17 protein-coding genes are annotated in these 21,436 nt (G+C 63.4%); 12 read left to right on the forward strand and 5 right to left on the reverse strand.

Annotated features, from left to right (window positions below):
* Positions 1 to 48 precede the first annotated feature (48 nt).
* From B0G74_RS01190 to B0G74_RS01200, 3 genes are read left to right on the forward strand one after another with little or no spacing between them, the layout of a single operon-like run.
* Positions 49 to 1,281, forward strand: a complete 1,233-nt coding sequence (locus B0G74_RS01190) for an efflux RND transporter periplasmic adaptor subunit (protein WP_132373278.1) — start codon at positions 49 to 51, stop codon at positions 1,279 to 1,281.
* Between the two features lie 18 nt (positions 1,282 to 1,299).
* Positions 1,300 to 4,521 carry an efflux RND transporter permease subunit gene (locus B0G74_RS01195; protein WP_132373280.1) on the forward strand — a complete coding sequence of 1,074 codons (3,222 nt, stop codon included), beginning with the start codon at positions 1,300 to 1,302 and terminating at the stop codon, positions 4,519 to 4,521.
* A 1-nt stretch (position 4,522) separates the two neighbouring features.
* Positions 4,523 to 6,085: an efflux transporter outer membrane subunit gene (locus B0G74_RS01200; RefSeq protein ID WP_132373282.1), complete on the forward strand. Its 1,563-nt coding sequence runs from the start codon at positions 4,523 to 4,525 to the stop codon at positions 6,083 to 6,085.
* 155 nt (positions 6,086 to 6,240) lie between these two features.
* Here B0G74_RS01200 and B0G74_RS01205 read toward each other — a convergent pair whose 3' ends face one another.
* Complete coding sequence (locus B0G74_RS01205) at positions 6,241 to 7,650, reverse strand: nucleobase:cation symporter-2 family protein (RefSeq protein WP_132373284.1); 1,410 nt, start codon at positions 7,648 to 7,650, stop codon at positions 6,241 to 6,243.
* Between the two features lie 425 nt (positions 7,651 to 8,075).
* Between B0G74_RS01205 and B0G74_RS01215 the strand changes: the two genes are divergently transcribed.
* The 3 genes from B0G74_RS01215 to fghA all read left to right on the forward strand — a co-directional run bounded on the left by B0G74_RS01215 (position 8,076) and on the right by fghA (position 11,706).
* Positions 8,076 to 9,506: an FGGY family carbohydrate kinase gene (locus B0G74_RS01215; protein ID WP_132373286.1), complete on the forward strand. Its 1,431-nt coding sequence runs from the start codon at positions 8,076 to 8,078 to the stop codon at positions 9,504 to 9,506.
* Positions 9,507 to 9,732: 226 nt separating this feature from the next.
* Positions 9,733 to 10,839, forward strand: a complete 1,107-nt coding sequence (locus tag B0G74_RS01220) for an S-(hydroxymethyl)glutathione dehydrogenase/class III alcohol dehydrogenase (protein WP_132373288.1) — start codon at positions 9,733 to 9,735, stop codon at positions 10,837 to 10,839.
* A 15-nt stretch (positions 10,840 to 10,854) separates the two neighbouring features.
* A complete protein-coding gene (gene fghA / locus B0G74_RS01225; protein ID WP_132373290.1) occupies positions 10,855 to 11,706 on the forward strand; it encodes an S-formylglutathione hydrolase in 852 nt (283 codons plus the stop codon).
* Positions 11,707 to 11,765: 59 nt separating this feature from the next.
* On the opposite strand, the gene B0G74_RS01230 is transcribed toward fghA, so the two are convergent.
* The 4 genes from B0G74_RS01230 to B0G74_RS01245 all read right to left on the reverse strand — a co-directional run bounded on the left by B0G74_RS01230 (position 11,766) and on the right by B0G74_RS01245 (position 15,000).
* A complete protein-coding gene (locus tag B0G74_RS01230) occupies positions 11,766 to 12,548 on the reverse strand; it encodes a metal ABC transporter permease (RefSeq protein ID WP_132373292.1) in 783 nt (260 codons plus the stop codon).
* Positions 12,541 to 13,482, reverse strand: a complete 942-nt coding sequence (locus B0G74_RS01235; RefSeq protein WP_132373294.1) for an ABC transporter ATP-binding protein — start codon at positions 13,480 to 13,482, stop codon at positions 12,541 to 12,543. Before B0G74_RS01235 ends, B0G74_RS01230 begins: the two co-directional genes overlap by 8 nt.
* On the reverse strand, positions 13,479 to 14,444 hold the full coding sequence (locus B0G74_RS01240; RefSeq protein WP_132373296.1) for a metal ABC transporter solute-binding protein: 966 nt from the start codon (positions 14,442 to 14,444) through the stop codon (positions 13,479 to 13,481). The genes B0G74_RS01235 and B0G74_RS01240 overlap by 4 nt, the downstream gene beginning before the upstream one ends.
* A 61-nt stretch (positions 14,445 to 14,505) precedes the next feature.
* Entirely contained in the window at positions 14,506 to 15,000 is a 495-nt protein-coding gene (locus B0G74_RS01245; RefSeq protein ID WP_132373298.1) for a Fur family transcriptional regulator, read from the reverse strand.
* Positions 15,001 to 15,331: 331 nt separating this feature from the next.
* Between B0G74_RS01245 and B0G74_RS01250 the strand changes: the two genes are divergently transcribed.
* The 6 genes from B0G74_RS01250 (at position 15,332) to ugpC (ending at position 21,406) form a co-directional block, all read left to right on the forward strand.
* The gene (locus B0G74_RS01250) at positions 15,332 to 16,114 is read left to right on the forward strand and encodes an L-iditol 2-dehydrogenase (RefSeq protein ID WP_132373300.1); all 783 of its coding nucleotides are present in this window, start codon (positions 15,332 to 15,334) and stop codon (positions 16,112 to 16,114) included.
* Between the two features lie 72 nt (positions 16,115 to 16,186).
* Positions 16,187 to 17,509, forward strand: a complete 1,323-nt coding sequence (locus B0G74_RS01255; protein WP_132373302.1) for a sugar ABC transporter substrate-binding protein — start codon at positions 16,187 to 16,189, stop codon at positions 17,507 to 17,509.
* A 164-nt stretch (positions 17,510 to 17,673) separates the two neighbouring features.
* Positions 17,674 to 18,609, forward strand: a complete 936-nt coding sequence (locus tag B0G74_RS01260) for a sugar ABC transporter permease (RefSeq protein ID WP_132373304.1) — start codon at positions 17,674 to 17,676, stop codon at positions 18,607 to 18,609.
* A gap of 38 nt (positions 18,610 to 18,647) precedes the next feature.
* Positions 18,648 to 19,481: a carbohydrate ABC transporter permease gene (locus tag B0G74_RS01265; protein WP_085966707.1), complete on the forward strand. Its 834-nt coding sequence runs from the start codon at positions 18,648 to 18,650 to the stop codon at positions 19,479 to 19,481.
* The gene (locus B0G74_RS01270; RefSeq protein WP_132373308.1) at positions 19,478 to 20,191 is read left to right on the forward strand and encodes an HAD family phosphatase; all 714 of its coding nucleotides are present in this window, start codon (positions 19,478 to 19,480) and stop codon (positions 20,189 to 20,191) included. Before B0G74_RS01265 ends, B0G74_RS01270 begins: the two co-directional genes overlap by 4 nt.
* A 105-nt stretch (positions 20,192 to 20,296) precedes the next feature.
* Complete coding sequence (ugpC, locus tag B0G74_RS01275; RefSeq protein WP_132373310.1) at positions 20,297 to 21,406, forward strand: sn-glycerol-3-phosphate ABC transporter ATP-binding protein UgpC; 1,110 nt, start codon at positions 20,297 to 20,299, stop codon at positions 21,404 to 21,406.
* Positions 21,407 to 21,436 lie beyond the last annotated feature (30 nt).

The raw sequence follows: 21,436 nt of genomic DNA on the forward strand, positions 1-21,436 counted from the left end.
AGGGATGCGCGCACTTTTTCATTCTCAGTCTTTGACAGAGGTCGCTCCATGCGCGTCGAACGGGTTCCATTCCGCTTAATTAGTGCCGCGACGGCTGCCGTATTGCTGGCAGCGTGCGGACCAAAACAATCTGCTCCGCCGCAACAAACGCCCGAAGTTGGGGTCGTCACCGTCCAGCCGACGGCCGTGCCCGTCGTCACCGAATTGCCCGGCCGCACCAGTGCGTTCCTCGTCGCGCAAGTGCGCGCACGGGTCGACGGCATCGTGTTGCGCCGCGAGTTTACGGAAGGCAGCCAGGTCAAAGCAGGCCAACGTCTGTACAAGATCGATCCGGCACCGTACATCGCCACGCTGAATAACGCCAAGGCGACGCTGGCGAAGGCGCAGGCCAACCTCGTGTCGACCACCGCGCAGGCCAATCGCTTCAAGGTGCTGGTTGCCGCCAACGCGGTCAGCAAGCAGGACTACGACAATGCAGTGGCCTCGGAAGGCCAGGCCGCGGCTGACGTCGCCGCGGGCAAGGCGGCAGTCGACACGGCGCAGATCAATCTCGGCTATACGGATGTCGTGTCGCCGGTGAGCGGCCAGGTCGGCATCTCGCAGGTCACGCCGGGTGCTTACGTGCAAGCAAGCGCCGCTACGCTGATGGCCACCGTGCAGACGCTCGATCCGGTCTATGTGGACCTGACGCAATCGAGCCTCGACGGTCTGAAGCTGCGCCGCGACATGCAGGAAGGGCGCCTGAAGACCACGGGTCCGGACGCCGCCAAGGTGTCGCTGATTCTCGAAGACGGCCGCACCTATTCGGAGAAGGGCAAGCTGCAGTTCACCGACGTAACGGTCGACCAGGGCACCGGTTCGGTCACGGTGCGCGCGCTCTTCAAGAATGCGGACAACGTGCTGCTGCCGGGCATGTTCGTGCGCGCGCGCATTGAAGAGGGCGTCAACGACCACGCGCTCGTCGTGCCGCAAGTGGGCGTCACGCACGACCAGAAGGGTCAGCCGACCGCGCTGGTCGTCGGTAACGACAACAAGGTCGTGTTGCGTCAGCTGGTGACCTCGGGCACGTACGGTTCGAACTGGGTGGTCGAAAGCGGCCTGAATCCGGGCGACCGCGTGATCGTGCAGGGCACCGACAAGGCGAAACCCGGCATGCAGGTCAAGGCCGTTGCCGCGCAACTTCCCGCCACACCCGCTTCCGGCGCAGCTGTTCAGGGCGCGCCGGCCGCCAGCGGTGCTGCGCAGACGGCACAGCCTGCCTCCGCCGCATCGGGCGCGTAATAACAGGGAGCCCGCCACATGGCAAAGTTCTTCATTGATCGCCCGATTTTTGCATGGGTGATCGCCATTATTCTGATGCTCGCGGGTATCGCGTCGGTCTTCACGTTGCCGATCGCGCAATACCCGACCATCGCGCCGCCGGCCGTGCAGATCAGCGCAACGTACCCGGGCGCATCGGCGAAGACGGTGGAAAACACCGTCACGCAGGTGATCGAGCAGCAGATGAGTGGTCTCGACCACTTGCTGTATCTGTCGTCCACCTCGGACGACTCGGGTACGGCAACCATCACGCTGACGTTCGCGGCCGGCACCAATCCTGACATCGCGCAGGTGCAGGTGCAGAACAAGCTGCAGCTCGCCACGCCGCTGTTGCCGCAAGCAGTGCAACAGTTGGGCACCAAGGTCACGAAGTCGAGCAGCAGCTTCCTGCTGGTCATGGCGTTCGTGTCCGAAGACGGCAGCATGAGCAAGTACGACCTGGCGAACTACGTCGCGTCGAACATTCAGGATCCGGTCAGCCGTATCGACGGCGTGGGCACGGTGACGCTGTTCGGTTCGCAGTACGCCATGCGGGTCTGGCTGGACGCGAACAAGCTGACCAACTTCGGTTTGACGCCGGTGGATGTGGAAGCCGCGCTGACGGCGCAGAACGTGCAGGTCGCGGGCGGTTCGCTCGGCGGCACGCCGTCGGTGCCGGGCCAGGTGCTGCAGGCCACTATCACGGAAGCCACGCTGCTCAACACGCCTGAACAGTTCGGCAACGTGCTGCTGAAGGTGAACCCGGACGGCTCGCAAGTCCGCATCAAGGACGTGGCGCGCATCGAGCTGGGTGGCGAAAACTACAACTTCGACACCAAGTACAACGGTCAGCCGACGGCAGGCTTCGGTATTCAGCTCGCTACCGGCGCGAATGCGCTGGCCACCGCCAAGGCGGTGCGCGCGAAGGTCGCCGAACTGTCGAAGTACTTCCCGCACGGTCTGGTGGTGCAGTATCCGTACGACACCACGCCGTTCGTGCGCCTGTCGATCGAAGAAGTGGTCAAGACGCTGCTCGAAGGTATCGTGCTGGTGTTCCTGGTCATGTACCTGTTCCTGCAGAACCTGCGCGCCACGCTGATCCCGACGATCGCCGTGCCGGTGGTGCTGCTGGGCACGTTCGCGATCATGGGTCTGGTGGGCTTCTCGATCAATACGCTGTCCATGTTCGGGCTGGTGCTCGCCATCGGCTTGCTGGTGGACGATGCGATCGTGGTGGTGGAAAACGTCGAGCGGGTGATGCAGGAGGAGGGCTTATCGCCTCGTGACGCAACCCGCAAGGCCATGGATCAGATTACCGGCGCGCTGGTCGGCGTGGCGCTCGTGCTGTCGGCGGTGTTCGTGCCGGTGGCGTTCTCGGGCGGCTCGGTCGGCGCAATTTACCGGCAGTTCTCGCTGACGATCGTGGCGGCGATGGTGCTGTCCGTGCTGGTCGCGTTGATTCTGACGCCGGCATTGTGCGCGACGATCCTCAAGCCGATCGAAAAGGGTCACGAGGAAAAAACCACCGGCTTCTTCGGCTGGTTCAACCGCACCTTCAACAAGAGCCGCGACAAGTATCACTCGGGCGTGCACCACGTGATCAAGCGCTCGGGCCGTTGGCTGATCATCTATATGGTGGTGATCTTCGCGGTCGGCCTGCTGTTCGTGAAGTTGCCGAAGTCGTTCCTGCCTGACGAAGACCAGGGCACGATGTTCGTGCTGGTGCAAACGCCGTCGGGCTCGACGCAGGAAACCACGGCGCGCGCGCTCAAGGACGTGTCCGACTACCTGCTCAATACCGAGAAGAGCATCGTCGAATCGACCTTCACGGTGAACGGCTTCAGCTTCGCCGGTCGCGGTCAGAACGCGGGTCTCGTCTTCGTGCGGATGAAGGATTACTCGCAACGCCAGCACTCGGATCAGAAGGTGCAGGCGCTGGTGGGCCGTCTCTTCATGCACTTCGGCAGCTACAAGAACGCGCTGGTGTATCCGGTGAATCCGCCTTCGATTCCTGAACTCGGTACGGCCGCGGGCTTCGACTTCGAATTGCAGGATCGCGCGGGCGTCGGTCACGAAAAGCTGATGGAAGCACGCAACATGTTGCTGGGCATGGCGGCGAAAGATCCGACGCTGGCTCAGGTGCGTCCGAACGGCCTGAACGACACGCCGCAGTTCAAGGTGGACATCGACCACGAGAAGGCTTCGGCGCTCGGTGTGTCGCTGGCCGCGATCGACCAGACGTTCTCGATCGCGTGGGCGTCGCAGTACGTGAACAACTTCCTCGATACCGACGGCCGGATCAAGAAGGTGTATCTGCAAGGCGATGCTCCGTTCCGTATGAAGCCGGAAGACCTGAACGCGTGGTACGTGCGCAATACCGCGGGTGGCATGGTGCCGTTCTCGTCGTTCGCCAGCGGCACGTGGACCTACGGTTCGCCGAAGCTGGAACGCTACAACGGTATTTCCGCGGTGGAAATCCAGGGGGCGGCGGCACCGGGCAAGTCGACCGGTCAGGCCATGACCGCCATGGAAGCACTCGTGGCGAAGCTGCCGGCGGGTGTCGGCTACGAATGGACCGGCCTGTCGTTGCAGGAACGCCAGTCCGGTTCGCAGGCGCCGATTCTGTACGGCATCTCGATCCTGGTCGTGTTCCTGTGTCTCGCGGCGCTGTATGAAAGCTGGTCGATCCCGTTCTCGGTGATCATGGTGGTGCCGCTCGGCGTGATCGGCGCACTGCTGGCGGCCACGCTGCGTGGGCTCGAGAACGACGTGTTCTTCCAGGTGGGTCTCCTGACCACGGTGGGTCTGTCGGCGAAGAACGCGATTCTGATCGTGGAATTCGCCCGCGAGCTGCAGCAGGGTGAAGGCATGGGGCCGATCGAGGCCGCGCTGGAAGCAGCGCGTCTGCGGTTGCGTCCGATTCTGATGACCTCGCTCGCGTTCATTCTCGGCGTGATGCCGCTCGCGATCAGTAACGGCGCGGGTTCGGCCAGCCAGCACGCGATCGGTACCGGCGTGATCGGCGGGATGTTGACGGCGACCTTCCTCGCCATTTTCATGATCCCGATGTTCTTCGTCGTGATCCGCGCGAAATTCGGCGGTGAGAAGGAAGACCCGGATGAGGCGCTCGCACACTACAACCAGCACCATCCGCATGATCCGCAAAGCGGCGGTTCGGCTGGCGGGTCGGCTGATGAAGGCTCGGGCAAGGACGGACATTGAGATGCAAAAACACTCTCTGATTGCAGTGGCGGTCGCGCTGTTCGCCGCGGGTTGCACGATGGCGCCGAAGTACGAGCGCCCCCCCGTGCCCACGACGAGCACCTTCCCGACCGGCGGCGTGTACGACACGCAGCCGGGCGCGACCCAGCCGGACGCGACCCCGGCGGGCAACCAACAGCCCGGTGCGACAAATGCTGCGCGCAGCGCCAACGGCCAGGCCGCGGCGGATATCGGTTGGCGCGATTTCTTCGTCGATCCGCGCATGCAGCGGCTGATCGAGATCGCGCTGAAGAACAACCGCGATCTGCGCGTGTCGGTGCTGAACATGCAGGCGTCGGCGGCGCAGTTCCGGATCGTTCGCGCCGGTCTGCTGCCCACGCTCGACGCCGCGGCTTCGCAAAGCAAATCGCGTACGCCGAAAGACCTGTCGTTCTTCGACCAGACGATTTCCAACTCGTACTCGGTCGGTCTGAACGCGTCGTGGGAAATCGACTTCTTCGGGCGGATTCAGAGCTTGAAGGACCAGGCGTTGGCGCAGTACCTGGCCACGGCTCAGGCGCGCAAGGCGGCAGAAATCTCGCTGGTCTCGCAGGTGGCGAACCAGTACATGACGGTGCTCGAACTCGACGATCTGTTGAAGGTCACGCAGAACACGCTGAAGACCTCGCAGGAATCGTATCGAATCGCCAAGCTGCAGTTCGACAACGGTACGGGTTCGGAATTGGATCTGCGTCAGTCGCAAACCGTGGTCGAGCAGGCTTTGGCCAACCTGCAGCAGCAACAACGTCTGCGGGCTCAGGCGGATAACGCGCTCGTGCTGCTGATTGGCGAGCCGCTGCCGGACGATTTGCCGCCGGGCATGCCGCTGGACAACCAGAATCTCCTCACGGATATTCCGGCGGGTCTGCCGTCCGATCTGTTGACGCGTCGTCCGGACATCATGGAGGCCGAAGAGAATCTGCTGGCCGCCAACGCGAACATCGGCGCAGCGCGCGCGGCGTTTTTCCCGAAGGTCTCGCTGACCGGCAGCTTCGGTACGCTGAGCCCGTCGCTCGGCGGTCTGTTCAAGCCGGGTTCGGCGGCGTGGAGTTTCGCGCCGTCGATCACGTTGCCGATCTTCGAGGGCGGACAGAATCTCGCCAACCTCGATCTCGCCAACATCCAGAAGAAAGTCCAGATCGCCACGTATGAAAAGGCGATCCAGTCGGCCTTCCGCGATGTGGCAGACGGACTGGCGGCACGCGGTACGTACGATCAGCAGATCCAGGCGCTGGAGCGCAATACCTTTGCGGAACAGCGCCGGCTGGATCTGTCGAATCTGCGTTACACGAACGGCGTCGACAGTTATCTGGCGGTGCTGATCGCACAGACCGATCTGTATCAGGCGCAGCAGCTGCTGGTGGTTGCGCGCATGGAACGTCTGCAGAACCTCGTGACGTTGTATCAGGCACTCGGCGGCGGCTGGATCGAACGCAACGGCGAGCAGCCGCGTCCGGCCGACGCACCGGTCGACTACGGTGCGGCGAGCGCGCCGGTGGCGGCTTCGGCGGCCACGGCGAGTTAAGACGTGTTGTAGCTTCGGGCGCGTAGGGCGGGTCTCAGTTTCAGGAAAGCCGCCCTACGCAGCCGGTAATAAAAAACGCCACGGCATGCCGTGGCGTTTTTTTATGCAGCGACGCTCGCGCGATATCACTCGCGCGGCGCCTCATTGCGTGCCGCTCAGTGCACGTCGGCTGCGCGCAGCATGTCGTCGCCTCGCGGTTCGTTGCCGCCGCGTCCGTCGAAATCATGCCCGGCACTGCGAATTTCGCACTGCGCCTTCTTCTCGCTCTTCACGCCGTTGAAGATCAGGTTCAACACGACCGCCGACACCGAAGCCAGCAGAATCCCGCTGTGCAGCAGCGGCGAGAGCGCCGGCGGCAGCTTCGAGAAGAAGTGCGGCGACACCACCGGCACGAGACCCAGGCCGATACTGACCGCGACGATGAACAGGTTGTGGTGGTTCTTCACGAAGTCGACCTTCGACAGCACCTTGATGCCGTTCGCCGCGACCATGCCGAACATCACGATGCCCGCGCCGCCGAGCACGAAGGCCGGCACCGACGCGACCACTTGCGCCATCTTCGGGAACAGGCCCAGCAGCACCAGGATCACGCCGCCCATGGCGCAGACAAAGCGGCTCTTCACGCCGGTCACGCCGATCAGGCCGACGTTCTGCGAGAACGAGGTATGCGGGAACGAGTTGAAGATGCCGCCGATCAACGTGCCCAGGCCGTCGACGCGCAGACCGCGCACCAGCGTCTTCTGATCCACCGGACGGTCCACCATGTCGCCGACCGCGAGGAACATGCCGGTCGATTCGATGAAGGTGACGAACATCACGGTGACCATCGTCGCGATCGACAGCGGATCGAAGTGCGGCAGGCCGAAGTGGAACGGCATGACGAAGCCGACCCACGGCGCGTGCGTAACGCCTTCCATGTTGACGCGGCCGAGCGCCAGCGCAATCACGAAGCCCGCGACAATGCCGAGCAGCACCGAGATATTGGCGAGGAAGCCCTTGGCGAACTTGTTGATCAGCAGAATCAGCATCAGCACGATCAGCGAAAGGCCGAGATAGACCGGATTGCCGTAATCGGGATTGCCCACGCCGCCGGCCGCCCAGTTGATGCCGACTTCCATCAGCGACAAACCGATCACCGAGATCACCACGCCGATCACGACCGGCGGGAAGAAGCGCAGCAATTTGCCGACCGCCGGCGCGAGCAGGATGCCGACGACACCGGCCGCGATCGTCGAGCCGAAGATGTCGAGAATGCCGAGCGAGGGATTGGTGCCGATCGCGACCATCGGACCGACGGCCGCGAACGTGCAGCCCATGATGACCGGCAGACGGATGCCGAAAATCCACAGCCCGAGCGTCTGAATCAACGTGGCGATGCCGCACGAGAACAGATCGGCGCTGATCAGGAACGCGATCTGGTCTTTCGGCAACTTGAGTGCCGCGCCGATGATCAGCGGCACCGCGACTGCACCGGCATACATCACCAGAACGTGCTGAATGCCGAGCGTGAGCAACTGGCCTGCGGGCAGTCGTTCGTCGCACGGGTGAACCGTGTTCGATTGCATATCGTCTGTCTCCACCATCTGAGTTTTTGGGATGGCTCCAAGGTATCGGGGACTAAAAAGCACAACAAGACCACTGGGGCCTATTCCGGCATTCCCGGTGACGATATGCGTGGGGGCCGTTTGAAAGCCAAAAGAAATGTACGGACCTCGTCCATCGGCGGTCAGCCCCTTGCAGTGGCGATGCAAGGCCGCGCGTCGCTCGAGCCCGGCTTGACGCGATATGTGTGAGAATCAATGAGGTGTATCTCGCTCACCGCATAGTGCTGTTTTGATGCGGCTCGCGGCGCGCGCGGGTTAACCCGCGATTCGGGATTTTCGGCGTGCGTTTGCGTGCGTTTCCCAAGCGCTGCGCCGGCGCGGAAAATATGCTTTTCGGGCAGCTTTCGCGTGCTCATTTCCATCCTCAATTTGACGCTCTATCGCCCATGAGTTTTCTCGGCATCGACCTCGGCACCGGTTCCCTCAAAGTAGCAATCGTCGACGAGAAAGGTCGCGAACAGGCGGTGGCGAGCGTCGCTTATCCAATCGAAACGCCGCACGCGGGTTGGGCGGAAACCTCGGTGCAAACATGGTGGCGCGCGCTATGTGAAGCCGCCGCGCGTTTACCTGATGGATTGCGCCGCGATGTGCGCGCCATCGGCTTTTCCGGACAGATGCACGGCGTCGTGCTGATCGACGCAGCGGGCGAGGCCGTGCGCCCCGCCATGCTATGGCCCGACACGCGCGCGCTGGCCTTGCTCGATGCGTGGCCCGAGCCGCAACCGAATCCGGTTGCGCCCGGCATGGCCGGTCCGCTGCTGCGCTGGATCGTCATGCACGAACCGCAGTCCGCGAGCCGCACGCGTTGGGCGCTGCAACCGAAAGACTGGCTGCGCGTCGCGTTGGGCGGCGCGGTGGCGACCGATCCGTCCGACGCCTGCGCGACCGCGCTTGCCGATCCAGCCGGCGTGTGGGACGTGGGGCTGCTCGACCGACTCGAGATTCCGCGTGAGTGGTTCGCGCCGTTGGCGCCATCTTATGCGGCGGGTGGCGTGTTGTCGGAGAGTGCGGCGCAGGCGCTGGGTTTGCGTGCCGGCATCGTGCTCGCGACCGGCGCGGCCGATACGCCTTGCGCCGCACTTGGCAGCGGATTGGCGCACGACGGCGACGCGTTGCTGGCCACCGGCACTGGCGGACAGATCGTCGTGCTGGCCGAGCACGCGCCCGCGGCGGTCAAGGGCTTGCATCGTTATCGCGCGGCAAGCGATCACTGGTATCGCATGGCCGCGATGCAGAACGTCGGCATCGCGCTCGAACGAGCGCGCGGGTGGCTGTCGTATGAATGGACCGATGCGTATCGTGATGCGTTCGCCGATACGACGAATGCATCCGGCCTCACGTTCTTGCCTTACCTCACAGGCGAACGCACGCCCTGGCTCAACCCGATGGCGCGTGGCGGCTGGCTCGGGCTCGCCCTCGATCACACGCGCGGCACGATGATGCGCGCCGCGTTCGAAGGCGTGGCGTTCTCACTGCGCGCCGGGCTCGACGCGATTCGCGCGAGCGGCGCGACGGTGACGGCGTTGAAGCTCGCAGGAGGCGGTTCCGTCGACGCACGTTGGCGCCAGTTGCTCGCCGATGCACTGAATGTCGAACTGCACGCAGTGGATTGTCCGAACGCGGCGCCGCGTGGCGCGGCCATCCTGGGCGGCCTTGCGAGCGGGCACTGGCACGCGCGCGATCTCGCCGCGCTCGCGCCGGGTGCGACGCGTGTCGCGGGTCCGCAAGGCGACGCGGCGCTCGCCGAGCGCTATGCGCGCTTTCTCGATCTCTACGCACGAGTCGAAACATGGTTCACGGACACGCCGTCGCGGTGAGCGAAAGTCATGTCAGGTTCAGACAATGCCGTGACGCACTTTGCAATACCATGACGTTTCTCGCGCGCTAAGGTATAGCCCGGCGCACTGCGCCGACTGGCCGCGACCACATGCGCCCTTCGTGTGGCGCACAAATGAACCGCAGCACCGAATCGCAACACATGCGCGCCGCAACGTGGTCCGCCGCGGCGCGCCTAGCCTTGACAGACTCACAGGAGCATTCACGATGAAGACCAAAGCAGCAATCGCATGGAAAGCCGGCGCCCCGTTGACGATCGAAGAAGTCGATCTGGAAGGTCCGCGCGCCGGTGAAGTCCTGATCGAAGTGAAGGCCACGGGCATCTGCCACACCGATTACTACACGCTCTCCGGCGCGGACCCGGAGGGCATCTTCCCGGCGATTCTCGGCCATGAAGGCGCGGGCGTGATTGTAGATACCGGTCCCGGCGTCGGCACGCTGAAGAAGGGCGATCACGTCATTCCGCTCTACACGCCCGAGTGCCGCCAGTGCAAATTCTGTCTGTCGCGCAAGACCAATCTCTGTCAGGCGATTCGTTCGACGCAAGGCAAGGGTTTGATGCCGGACTCGACCTCACGCTTCTCGCTGGATGGCAAGCCGCTGTTTCACTACATGGGCACGTCCACGTTTTCGAACTACATCGTCGTGCCGGAAATCGCGGTCGCGAAAGTGCGTGAAGACGCGCCGTTCGACAAGATCTGCTACATCGGTTGCGGTGTGACGACAGGTGTCGGTGCTGTCGTGTATTCGGCGAAGGTCGAGGCGGGCGCAAACGTGGTGGTGTTCGGTCTCGGCGGCATCGGGTTGAATGTGATCCAGGGCGCGAAGATGGTCGGCGCGGACAAGATCATCGGCGTCGACATCAATCCGGGCCGCGTCGAACTCGCGAAGAAGTTCGGCATGACGCACTTCATCAACCCGAATGAAGTCGAGAACGTGGTCGATCACATCGTGCAACTCACCGATGGTGGGGCCGACTATTCGTTCGAATGCATCGGCAACACCAAGGTGATGCGTCAGGCGCTCGAATGCACGCACAAGGGCTGGGGCCAGTCGTTCATCATCGGCGTAGCGGCGGCGGGCGAGGAGATCAGCACGCGTCCGTTCCAGCTGGTGACGGGCCGCGAGTGGAAAGGCTCGGCGTTCGGCGGCGCACGTGGCCGCACCGACGTGCCGAAGATCGTCGACTGGTACATGGAAGGCAAGATCAATATCGACGATCTGATCACGCACCGTTTGCCGCTCGAACGCATCAACGAGGGCTTCGATCTGATGAAGAAGGGCGAGTCGATCCGCTCGGTCGTGCTGTATTAAACGGGGAGCTTCGCCATGCTTGAACTCTTATCGTCGCATGCCTGTCATGGCGGCGAGCAGCGCATCTATCGGCACGACTCGCAGACCATCGGTCTGCCGATGCGCTTCTCCATCTATCTGCCGCCGCAGGCCTTGCAAGCCAACGCGAACGTACCCGCGCTGTTCTATCTCGCGGGACTCACGAGTACAGAAGAGACCTTCCCGGTCAAAGCCGGAGCGCAGCGCTTCGCGGCGCAGCACGGCATCGCGCTGATCGCGCCGGATACCAGTCCGCGCGGGGCGGGTGTGCCGGGCGAAAGCGCGGCGTGGGACTTCGGCGTGGGCGCGGGCTTTTACGTCGACGCCACGCAGCAGCCGTGGGCGCAGCACTACCGGATGTACTCGTACGTGCGGGACGAACTGCGCGAAACGGTGCTTGCGAATCTGCCGGTGGACGGCGCGCGTCTGGGCATCTTCGGGCATTCGATGGGCGGTCACGGCGCGTTGATGCTGGCGCTGCGCAATCCGGAGATTTATCGGTCGGTGTCGGCGTTCGCGCCGATTGCCGCGCCTTCACAGTGCCCGTGGGGCGTGAAGGCGTTCACCGGCTATCTGGGCGAAGACCGGGAAGCGTGGAAGCAGTACGACGCGAGCGAACTGGTTGCGCATGTGTCGCGCAAGTTTTCGGCGGGGATTCTGGTCGATCAGGGGCTCGCGGATCAGTTCCTTGCCGAGCAACTGAATCCGGACGTGTTCGAAGCCGCTTGCCAGGCCGCGGGTCAGCCGCTGACGTTGCGCCGTCACGCGGGCTATGACCACGGGTATTACTTCATCTCGACGTTCATCGAGGATCATCTCGCGCATCACGCGAAGGTGCTGCTAGGCTGAAGTCTCACAGGACGACGATGGTGGTGTGCAGATGCGACGCCGTCATCGTCCCTGGAGATTCAATGCCGTCTCAACAAACTCGCACCGTACACCACCGCCGAGAGTACGGTGATCCAGAAGCTCGTCGGCCAATCGGTGTAGAACGCGAGCGTCAAACCGAGCCACGCTTGCAGCAACGCAAACACAGCGGCCAGCACGAGGCCCGCTGATAACCGCGTCGTCATGTTTTGCGCGGCGGCAGCCGGGCCGACCATCAGCGTGAACACCAGCAGCACGCCGACGATCTGCGTACACGCCGCCACGGCCAGCGCGGCAATCGCGAGAAACAGCACGGACACGAGGCGCAACGACACGCCCTTGGCTTCGGCCAGTTCCGGCTGCAACGAAGCGAACAGCAGTGGCCGCATGATCGCCGCGAGCGCCAGCAAACTCACGACGCCGAGACCCGCCAGCACGCCGAGCGTCGACGCATTCACGCCGAGCACGTTGCCGAACAGCAGCGCGGTGACCTGGGTCGCGTACGCGGTGAAGAAGTGCAGGAACAACAAGCCGAAGCCGAGCGACAGCGAGAGGATCACGCCGATCGCCACATCGCGTCCGGCAAGACGTTCGCCGAGCGCGCCCATGCCGACGCCCGCCGCGAGCGTGAAGCCGATCATCCCCCAGATCGGCGAGATGCCGATCAGCACCGCGCCGGTCGCGCCGGTGAAGCCGACGTGCGAGAGCGCGTGGCCCGCGAAGGTCTGTCCGCGCATCACCAGAAAATAGCCCACCACGCCTGCCAGCACCGCGACGATCCCCGACGCCGCGAATGCGTTCACCATGAAATCGTATTCAAACATCGTGCGTGTGTCCGTCGTGCGAGTCGTGCTGATGTGAGTGGCCGTGCGAGTGGCCATGCGAATGCGAATGCGAGTGGCTGTGGCCGCCGCTCTCGTCGTGTTCGTGCTCGTGATCGTGCTTTTCCACTTCGACGTCGCCCGACATCACGAAGATGCGGCCGTTCACGCGCATCACGTCGATCGGCGAGCCGTAGAGACGCGACAGGACCGGCCGGGTGATCACTTCGTCGACGGTGCCGAGCGCCGCCACGCCGCTGCCGAGATACAGCACGCGATCGAGCGCGTGCAGCAGCGGGTTCAGTTCATGCGCCGAAAACAGCACGGCGATCCCGAGTTCCTGCTGCACGCGCCGCACCAGTTCGACCACGCTCTTCTGATGATGCGGGTCGAGGCTGATCAGCGGTTCGTCGAGCAACAGCAGCTTCGGGTTGCCGAGCAGGCATTGCGCGAGCAGGAGCCGCTGACGCTCGCCGCCCGACAGTTCCGACAACGGCCGCTCGGCCAGCTTGCGGCCGCCCACCAGATCCAGCACGCGCTCGACATCGGCGCGAGTGGCGGCGTCCGCATGCGGCAAACCCCAACGATGGCCGTCGGCGGCCATCGCGACGAAATCGCGGCCACGCACGCGACGTCCGGCGAGCGCACTGCGCGTCTGCGGCATATAGCCGATCGACGCGTTGCCGCGCTCGACCGGTTGTCCCAGCACGCGGATCGCGCCCTGAGCGGCGGGCACGAGACCGAGCACGGCGCGCATCAGCGTCGTCTTGCCCGCGCCGTTCGGCCCGAGCACGCCGATGAATTCGCCCTGGTTCACCACGAAGCCGGTGTCGCGCAGAATCGTGCGGTCGCCGAGTTCGAGCGTCACCTGCTCGAGTTCGAGCACGGGCGCGGTGCTGGGGGAATGCGCAGGCGCGCTGCGGCCAGTCTCAGTCATGGGGTTTTTCCTTTCGCGCCAGGAGCCGCGGCGTTCGCGCCATTCGCGTCGCCCGCCGCCAGCGCCGTGCCCAACGCGTCGAGCTGCGTCAGCATCCACGTCTGATAGGTCTTGCCGGCCGGTTCGGTCTCGGTGACGCTCATGGTCGGCACCTTCGATTGCTGCGCGAGCTTCAACATGCGTTTGGTCAGGGCCTCGGTTGCCTGGCTGTTATAGATCAGAACACGGACGCGCTTCTCGCGCAGATCGCGTTCGAATGCGGCGATATCGGCCGCGCTGGCTTCGGTGTCGTTCATGGTGGCGAGCTGGAAGCGCAGATTGCGCATGCTCAGGCCCACCGCGTCGGACATATAGCCGAACACCGGCTCGGTCGCCGTGACCGGCACGCCCGCGTAGCGGCCATGCAGATCGGCGACCTTGGCGTCGACCGGTTTCAGCGAATCGAGAAACTTCGCGAGGTTCGCATCGTACGCCGACTTGTGCGCCGGGTCAGCCGCGACGAGCGCCTCACTCACGGCGCGCGCCACTTTCGGCATGGTCGCCGGGTCGTACCAGAGGTGCGGATTGTCGCCGCCCTTCTTGCCGGTGAGATCGGCCGCGACGATCGTGACGCGCTTCGAGCCCTTCGACGCCGCGAGCAATTTTGCCATCCACGGATCGTAGTCGGCGCCGTTGTAGACCACAAGGCTCGCATGCTGCAACGCACGCGCCGTCTTCGGACTGGCTTCGAACAGATGCGGATCCTGGTCCGGATTGCTGAGGATGCTCGTCACGTCGACGCGATCGCCGCCGAGTTGCTGCACCACATCGCCGTAAAAATTCTCCGCCGCGACCACCGGAATTTTTGCATCCGCGGCCATCGCGACGTGGCCGAATGCGAGCACGGCGGCGCTCACGGCGAGGTACTTCGACAGCTTCAGCGCACGCTGCGCGCGGTTCAACATCGAGCCAAAATTCTTCATTGTTGTGTCCTGCTGCGTGAGAGTTGAATGAATCACAGACGTTAGGAAGGGCGCGCCGGTGCTACGCCGGTTTTGTGCCGGCGCAAGCACCCGCGGGCCGCGCCGCGCGGGCACACAGCGCGCACAGACCGCTCAGTTCGACCACCTGCCGATGCACTTCGAAGCCGTGCGCCGGCGCGCTATGCGACAACTGTTCGGCGAGGTCGTCGCCGGGAATCTCGACGGTCGCGCCGCAGCCGTCGCACATTAGAAACTGGCTGCGATGCGGCACGCCGACTTCGCAGCAGGCTACGAACGCGTTCTTCGATTCGATCCGATGCACGAAGCCATGCGCGAGCAAAAAATCCAGCGCGCGATAAACGGTCGTGGGCGGCACGCGACCGCGTGCCGGCTCGAGCGCGTCAAGCAGTTCGTAAGCGCCGATTGGCCGCTCGCTGGCGACGATCGCCGCATACACCTGACGACGCAGCGGCGTGAGCGCAAGCCCGTGCAACGCGGCATGCGCTTCGGCATGCGCGAGCCGCACGGCGTGGTGTTCTGCAATCGATGTGGCCATCGGCGGATGCTCCTGACGAAACAGCAATCAAACGAAATAGCGTTCAAGCGGCTTCGAAGCGAAGCGAGGTCGCAATGATATAACGTATCTCGAATTTTTGTCAGCAAGGCGAGCAGAAAGCACTTTGGCTGTCTTCGATTTCTCGTATTAGTGTTCTTCTAGGCAGATGAGTGGGGCGCATGTCCTGCCGCGCTGCACCATCGAAATCTGCTCGGGCGCCTTGACATGGCCCTGTGCGTATCCGATCATTCGATCACCAACAGAGCAATTGTTCGCGCAATGAGCGTTCGCTCACCGCGCCTCAAGATGCGAAACGAACCGGAGACGAGCAGTGGCGGCACGATTGCAAGACAAGGTGGCCATTCTGACGGGCGCGGCAAGCGGAATCGGTGAAGCCGTAGCCCGCCGGTATCTGGACGAAGGCGCGCGCTGCGTGCTGGTCGATGTGAAGCCGGCGGACAATTTCGGCGACACATTGCGCGCCGCTTACGGCGAGCGCGTGCTGACCGTGAGCGCCGACGTCACGCGCCGCGACGATATCCAGCGCATCGTGGCGAGCACGCTGGAGCGCTTCGGGCAAATCGACATTCTCTTCAACAACGCGGCGCTCTTCGACATGCGCCCGATCCTCGACGAATCCTGGGACGTGTTCGACCGTCTCTTCGCGGTCAACGTGAAGGGCATGTTCTTTCTGATGCAGGCCGTTGCGCAAAAGATGGTCGAGCAAGGCCGCGGCGGCAAGATCATCAATATGTCGTCGCAAGCCGGACGGCGCGGTGAGGCGCTCGTGTCGCACTACTGCGCGACCAAGGCGGCCGTGCTGAGCTACACGCAATCCGCGGCATTGGCACTCGCGCCGCACAAGATCAATGTGAACGGCATCGCGCCGGGTGTCGTCGATACGCCGATGTGGAACGAAGTCGACGCGCTCTTCGCCCGCTATGAGAACCGGCAGCTCGGCGAGAAGAAACGCCTCGTCGGTGAAGCGGTGCCGCTCGGCCGCATGGGCGTGCCGGACGATCTGACCGGCGCCGCCCTGTTTCTCGCGTCGGCCGACGCCGACTACATCACCGCGCAAACCCTGAACGTCGACGGCGGCAACTGGATGAGCTGAGTCCGCGTCGTTCATCGTCATTTTCGTAGAACAAACGCTGCACTACATAACGTACGAGAAAGGAGACAACACATGAAGCCAGCTCTCAAATCCACGCTAAAGGCGGTCAGTGCCGGCGCTGTCGCATGCTTTGCATTGAACGCGTCGGCGGCCACGGTGACGATCGCCACGCTGAACAATCCAGACATGATCGAGCTGAAGAAGCTCTCGCCCGAATTCGAAAAGGCGAATCCGGACATCAAGCTTAACTGGGTGATTCTCGAAGAAAACGTGCTGCGTCAGCGCGCCACCACCGACATCACGACCGGCAGCGGCCAGTTCGACGTGATGACGATCGGCGCGTACGAAACGCCGCAATGGGGTAAGCGCGGCTGGCTTACGCCGCTCACCAATCTGCCCGCCGACTACGATCTGAACGACGTCGTGAAGACGGCCCGCGACGGCCTCTCGAGCGGCGGCCAGTTGTACGCGCTGCCGTTCTATGTAGAAAGCTCGATGACGTATTACCGCAAGGATCTGTTCGCGGCCAAGGGTCTGAAGATGCCCGATCAGCCGACCTACGAACAGATCGCGCAATTCGCCGACAAGCTCACCGACAAGGCCAACGGCATTTACGGCATCTGTCTGCGCGGCAAGGCGGGCTGGGGCGAGAACATGGCCTACGGCACGACGGTGGTGAACACCTTCGGCGGCCGCTGGTTCGACGAGAAGTGGAACGCGCAGCTCACCTCGCCGGAATGGAAGAAGGCGATGACTTTCTACGTTGATCTGCTGAAGAAGGACGGCCCTCCGGGAGCGAGTTCGAACGGCTTCAACGAGAACCTCACGCTGATGTCCTCGGGCAAGTGCGGCATGTGGATCGACGCCACGGTTGCCGCCGGCATGCTCTACAACAAGCAGCAATCGCAGATCGCGGACAAGGTCGGTTTCGCCGCGGCGCCGATCGCGGTCACGCCGAAGGGTTCGCATTGGCTGTGGGCCTGGGCGCTGGCGATTCCGAAGTCATCGAAGCAGCCTGACGCGGCGAAGAAGTTCATCACGTGGGCCACGTCGAAGCAATACATCGAACTGGTCGCGAAGGACGAAGGCTGGGCCTCGGTGCCGCCGGGAACGCGCAGGTCCACATACGCGCGACCGGAGTACAAGCAGGCAGCTCCGTTCGGCGACTTCGTGCTGAAGGCGATCGAAACGGCGGATCCGGAGCATCCGACGCTCAAGCCGGTGCCGTACACCGGTGTGCAGTTCGTCGGGATTCCTGAGTTCCAGTCGTTCGGTACCGTGGTCGGTCAGAGCATCTCCGGCGCGATTGCCGGTCAGATGACGATCGATCAGGCGCTGGCAGCCGGCAACGCCACCGCGGATCGCGCGGTGAAGCAGGCCGGCTACCAGAAGTAAGCCACGGTAGTCATGTGGCACGCGCCGGCTGACGCCCGTCAGCCGGCCCACGCAGCACAGCGGGCCGTCCCCGCCGCGCATGCGCCGCGACATCGCAAAGTGTCGCCGCGGCGTTCATGCGGTTTCGGGCGGCGGTCCGCGCATTACCGAACAGGTGGTCAATCATGCGTCCTCTGCGCCTACCTATCATGCATGCCCATCCCCAGACAGAAAAAGAACGTGAAATCCGCAAGGCCAATTCCGCCCGCTGGCTAGTCTCGCCGTCGGTCGCGGTCCTGGTGCTGTGGATGGCGATTCCGCTCGCGATGACGATCTGGTTTTCGTTCTCGCGCTACAACCTGTTGAACCCGGATCTGAAAGGCTTCGCGGGTTTCGACAACTATAAATACCTGGCCAGCGATCCGTCGTTCGGCCCTTCGATCGGTCACACGCTCGAACTGATCATCTCGGTCCTCGTGATCACGGTGGTCGGTGGCGTGCTGATGGCGATTCTGTTCGACCGCAAGTTCTACGGCCAGGGTGTCGCGCGGCTGCTCGCCATCGCGCCGTTCTTCGTGATGCCGACCGTGAGCGCGCTGATCTGGAAGAACATGATTCTGCATCCGGTGTATGGCCTGATCGCGCAGGGCATGCGCGCCATGGGCATGACGCCGATCGACTGGTTCGCGGAATATCCGCTGACAGCCGTGATCATGATCGTCGCGTGGCAGTGGCTGCCGTTCGCTTTCCTGATTCTGTTCACGGCGATCCAGTCGCTCGATCAGGAGCAGAAGGAGGCGGCGCGCATCGACGGCGCGGGTCCGTTCTCGATGTTCTTCTACATCACGCTGCCTCACCTGAAACGGGCGATCGCGGTGGTGGTGATGATGGAGACGATTTTCCTGCTGTCGATCTTCGCCGAAATCTATACGACCACGGGCGGCGGTCCGGGCACTGCGACCACCAACCTGTCGTACCTGATCTATTCGCTGGGCCTGCAACAGTTCGACGTCGGTCTCGCGTCGGCGGGCGGCATTCTCGCTGTCGTGCTGGCCAATATCGTGTCGTTCTTCCTCGTGCGGATGCTCGCGAAGAACCTGAAAGGGGAGTACGAAAAATGAGCCAAGTTGCCTCTACCCCGGTGTCGAACTCGACTGCCATGACCGTGCCGGCGAAGTCGCCGTTCGCGGCGATTCGCCGCGGCATTCCCGGCGTGATCGCCTGGCTCGTCGCCTTGCTGCTGTTCTTTCCGATCTTCTGGATGACGATCACCGCATTCAAGACGGAGCAGCAAGCCTATGCGTCGTCGCTGTTTTTCATCCCGACGCTCGATAGCTTCCGCGAGGTGTTCGCGCGCAGCAATTACTTTTCGTTCGCGTGGAATTCGATACTGATCTCCGCTGGCGTGACGATTCTGTGCCTGATTCTCGCGGTGCCGGCTGCATATGCGATGGCGTTCTTCCCGACCCGTCGCACGCAAAAAGTGCTGCTGTGGATGCTGTCGACCAAGATGATGCCGTCGGTCGGTGTGCTGGTGCCGATCTATCTGCTGTGGAAAAACAGCGGGTTGCTGGATTCGGTGTCGGGTCTCGTGATCGTCTACACGCTGATCAATCTGCCGATCGCGGTGTGGATGTCGTTCACGTACTTCGCCGAAATACCACGCGACATTCTCGAGGCCGGGCGGATCGACGGCGCCGCGACTTGGCAGGAAATCGTCTATCTGCTGATGCCGATGTCGCTGCCCGGGCTCGCATCGACGGCGCTGCTGCTCGTGATCCTGTCGTGGAACGAAGCGTTCTGGAGCATCAACCTGTCGAGTTCGAACGCCGCGCCGCTGACTGTGTTCATCGCCTCGTATTCGAGTCCTGAAGGTCTGTTCTGGGCCAAGCTGTCGGCCGCTTCGCTGCTGGCGGTCGCGCCGATCCTGATCGTCGGCTGGCTGTCGCAGAAGCAACTGGTGCGCGGCCTTACCTTCGGGGCGGTCAAATGACGGCAGGCACGAGTGGAAGCACGCTCGCCGGCAATTTCGCACTGATCTGCGATTGCGACGGCGTGTTGATCGACAGCGAAGCCGTGGCGGCGCGCATGCTGGTGCTCGAACTCGAAGCGCGCTGGCCCAACACCGACGTCGAACCGGTGGTGCTGCCCCTGCTCGGACTACGCATCGAGAAAGTGCTGCAGGGCACCGCGGCGCAACTCGGCAAAAGCCTCAGCGTCGACGATATCGATGCGATCCGCAGCGCGGTGGAAGCAGCGGCGATGCAGGCGCCGACGGTCGAAGGCATCGAAGCCGCGCTGGCTCAGGTGCCGATCACCAAGGGCTGCGCGAGCAACAGTTATCGCCCGTATGTGGAAACGGTGCTGACGCGCACGGGCCTCGTGAGGTTTTTCGGCGACCGCCTGTTCTGCGCCGATGCGGTGCCGAATCCGAAGCCCGCGCCCGACGTCTATCTGGCGGCGGCCAAGGGCCTCGGACTCGCGCCCGCGGCGTGCCTCGTGGTGGAGGACAGCGTCACCGGCGTGACGGCGGCGAGCGCGGCGGGCATGACGGTGCTCGGCTTCATCGGCGGCGGTCATGCGAGCGATGCGCAGATCGACAGGCTGCATGCAGCCGGCGCGCGTCACGTATTCGACGACATGCAGCAGTTGCCGGAACTGGTCGCGCAATGGACGCTGAGCGCGACGGCAGCGGCACCGTAGGCACGGCAGCGAAAAGCGAATCAACGTAGCAGCCTGGGCGTCCCAAACAGTTCAGGCAACCGAAACATCGGACAAGCAACACATAGCATTACACGGAGACACATCATGGCAAGCGTAACTCTGCGCAACATCAGGAAGGCGTACGACGAAAACGAAGTGATGCGCGACATCAACCTCGATATCGCGGACGGCGAGTTCGTCGTGTTCGTGGGCCCGAGCGGTTGCGGTAAATCGACGCTGATGCGGATGATCGCCGGCCTCGAAGATATCAGCGGCGGCGATCTGACCATCGACGGCATGCGTGTGAACGACGTCGCACCCGCCAAGCGCGGCATCGCGATGGTGTTCCAGTCGTACGCGCTGTATCCGCACATGACCCTGTACGACAACATGGCGTTCGGCCTGAAACTTGCCGGCACCAAGAAGCCGGAAATCGATTCGGCCGTGCGCAACGCGGCGAAGATCCTGCATATCGACCATCTGCTCGATCGCAAGCCGAAGCAGTTGTCCGGCGGCCAGCGTCAGCGCGTGGCGATCGGCCGCGCGATTACGCGCAAGCCGAAGGTGTTCCTGTTCGACGAACCGCTGTCGAATCTCGACGCCGCCTTGCGGGTGAAAATGCGCCTCGAATTCGCGCGCCTGCATGACGAACTGAAGACCACGATGATCTACGTGACGCACGATCAGGTCGAGGCGATGACGCTGGCGGACAAGATCGTGGTGCTGTCGGCGGGCAATCTGGAACAGGTCGGCAGCCCGACCATGCTGTATCACGCGCCGGCCAACCGTTTCGTCGCAGGATTCATCGGTTCGCCGAAGATGAACTTCATGGAAGGCGTGGTGCAGTCGGTCACGCACGACGGCGTCACGGTGCGCTACGAAACCGGCGAGACGCAGCGCGTCGCGGTGGAACCGGCCGCGGTGAAGCAGGGCGACAAGGTGACGGTCGGCATTCGCCCCGAGCATCTGCATGTCGGCATGGCCGACGACGGCATAACGGCCCGCACGATGGCGGTCGAATCGCTCGGCGACGCGGCGTATCTGTATGCGGAATCGAGCGTCGCGCCGGACGGACTGATCGCGCGGATTCCGCCGCTCGAACGTCATACCAAAGGCGAGACGCAAAAACTCGGCGCCACGCCGGAGCATTGCCATTTGTTCGACAGCGCAGGGAAAGCATTCCAGCGTAAGATCGTCGAAGTGCTGGCCGCGTGATGATTTGGGAAAGCGGCGGGCGCGCCGCTT

The organism is Paraburkholderia sp. BL9I2N2 (genome assembly GCF_004339745.1).
Lineage (GTDB): Bacteria > Pseudomonadota > Gammaproteobacteria > Burkholderiales > Burkholderiaceae > Paraburkholderia.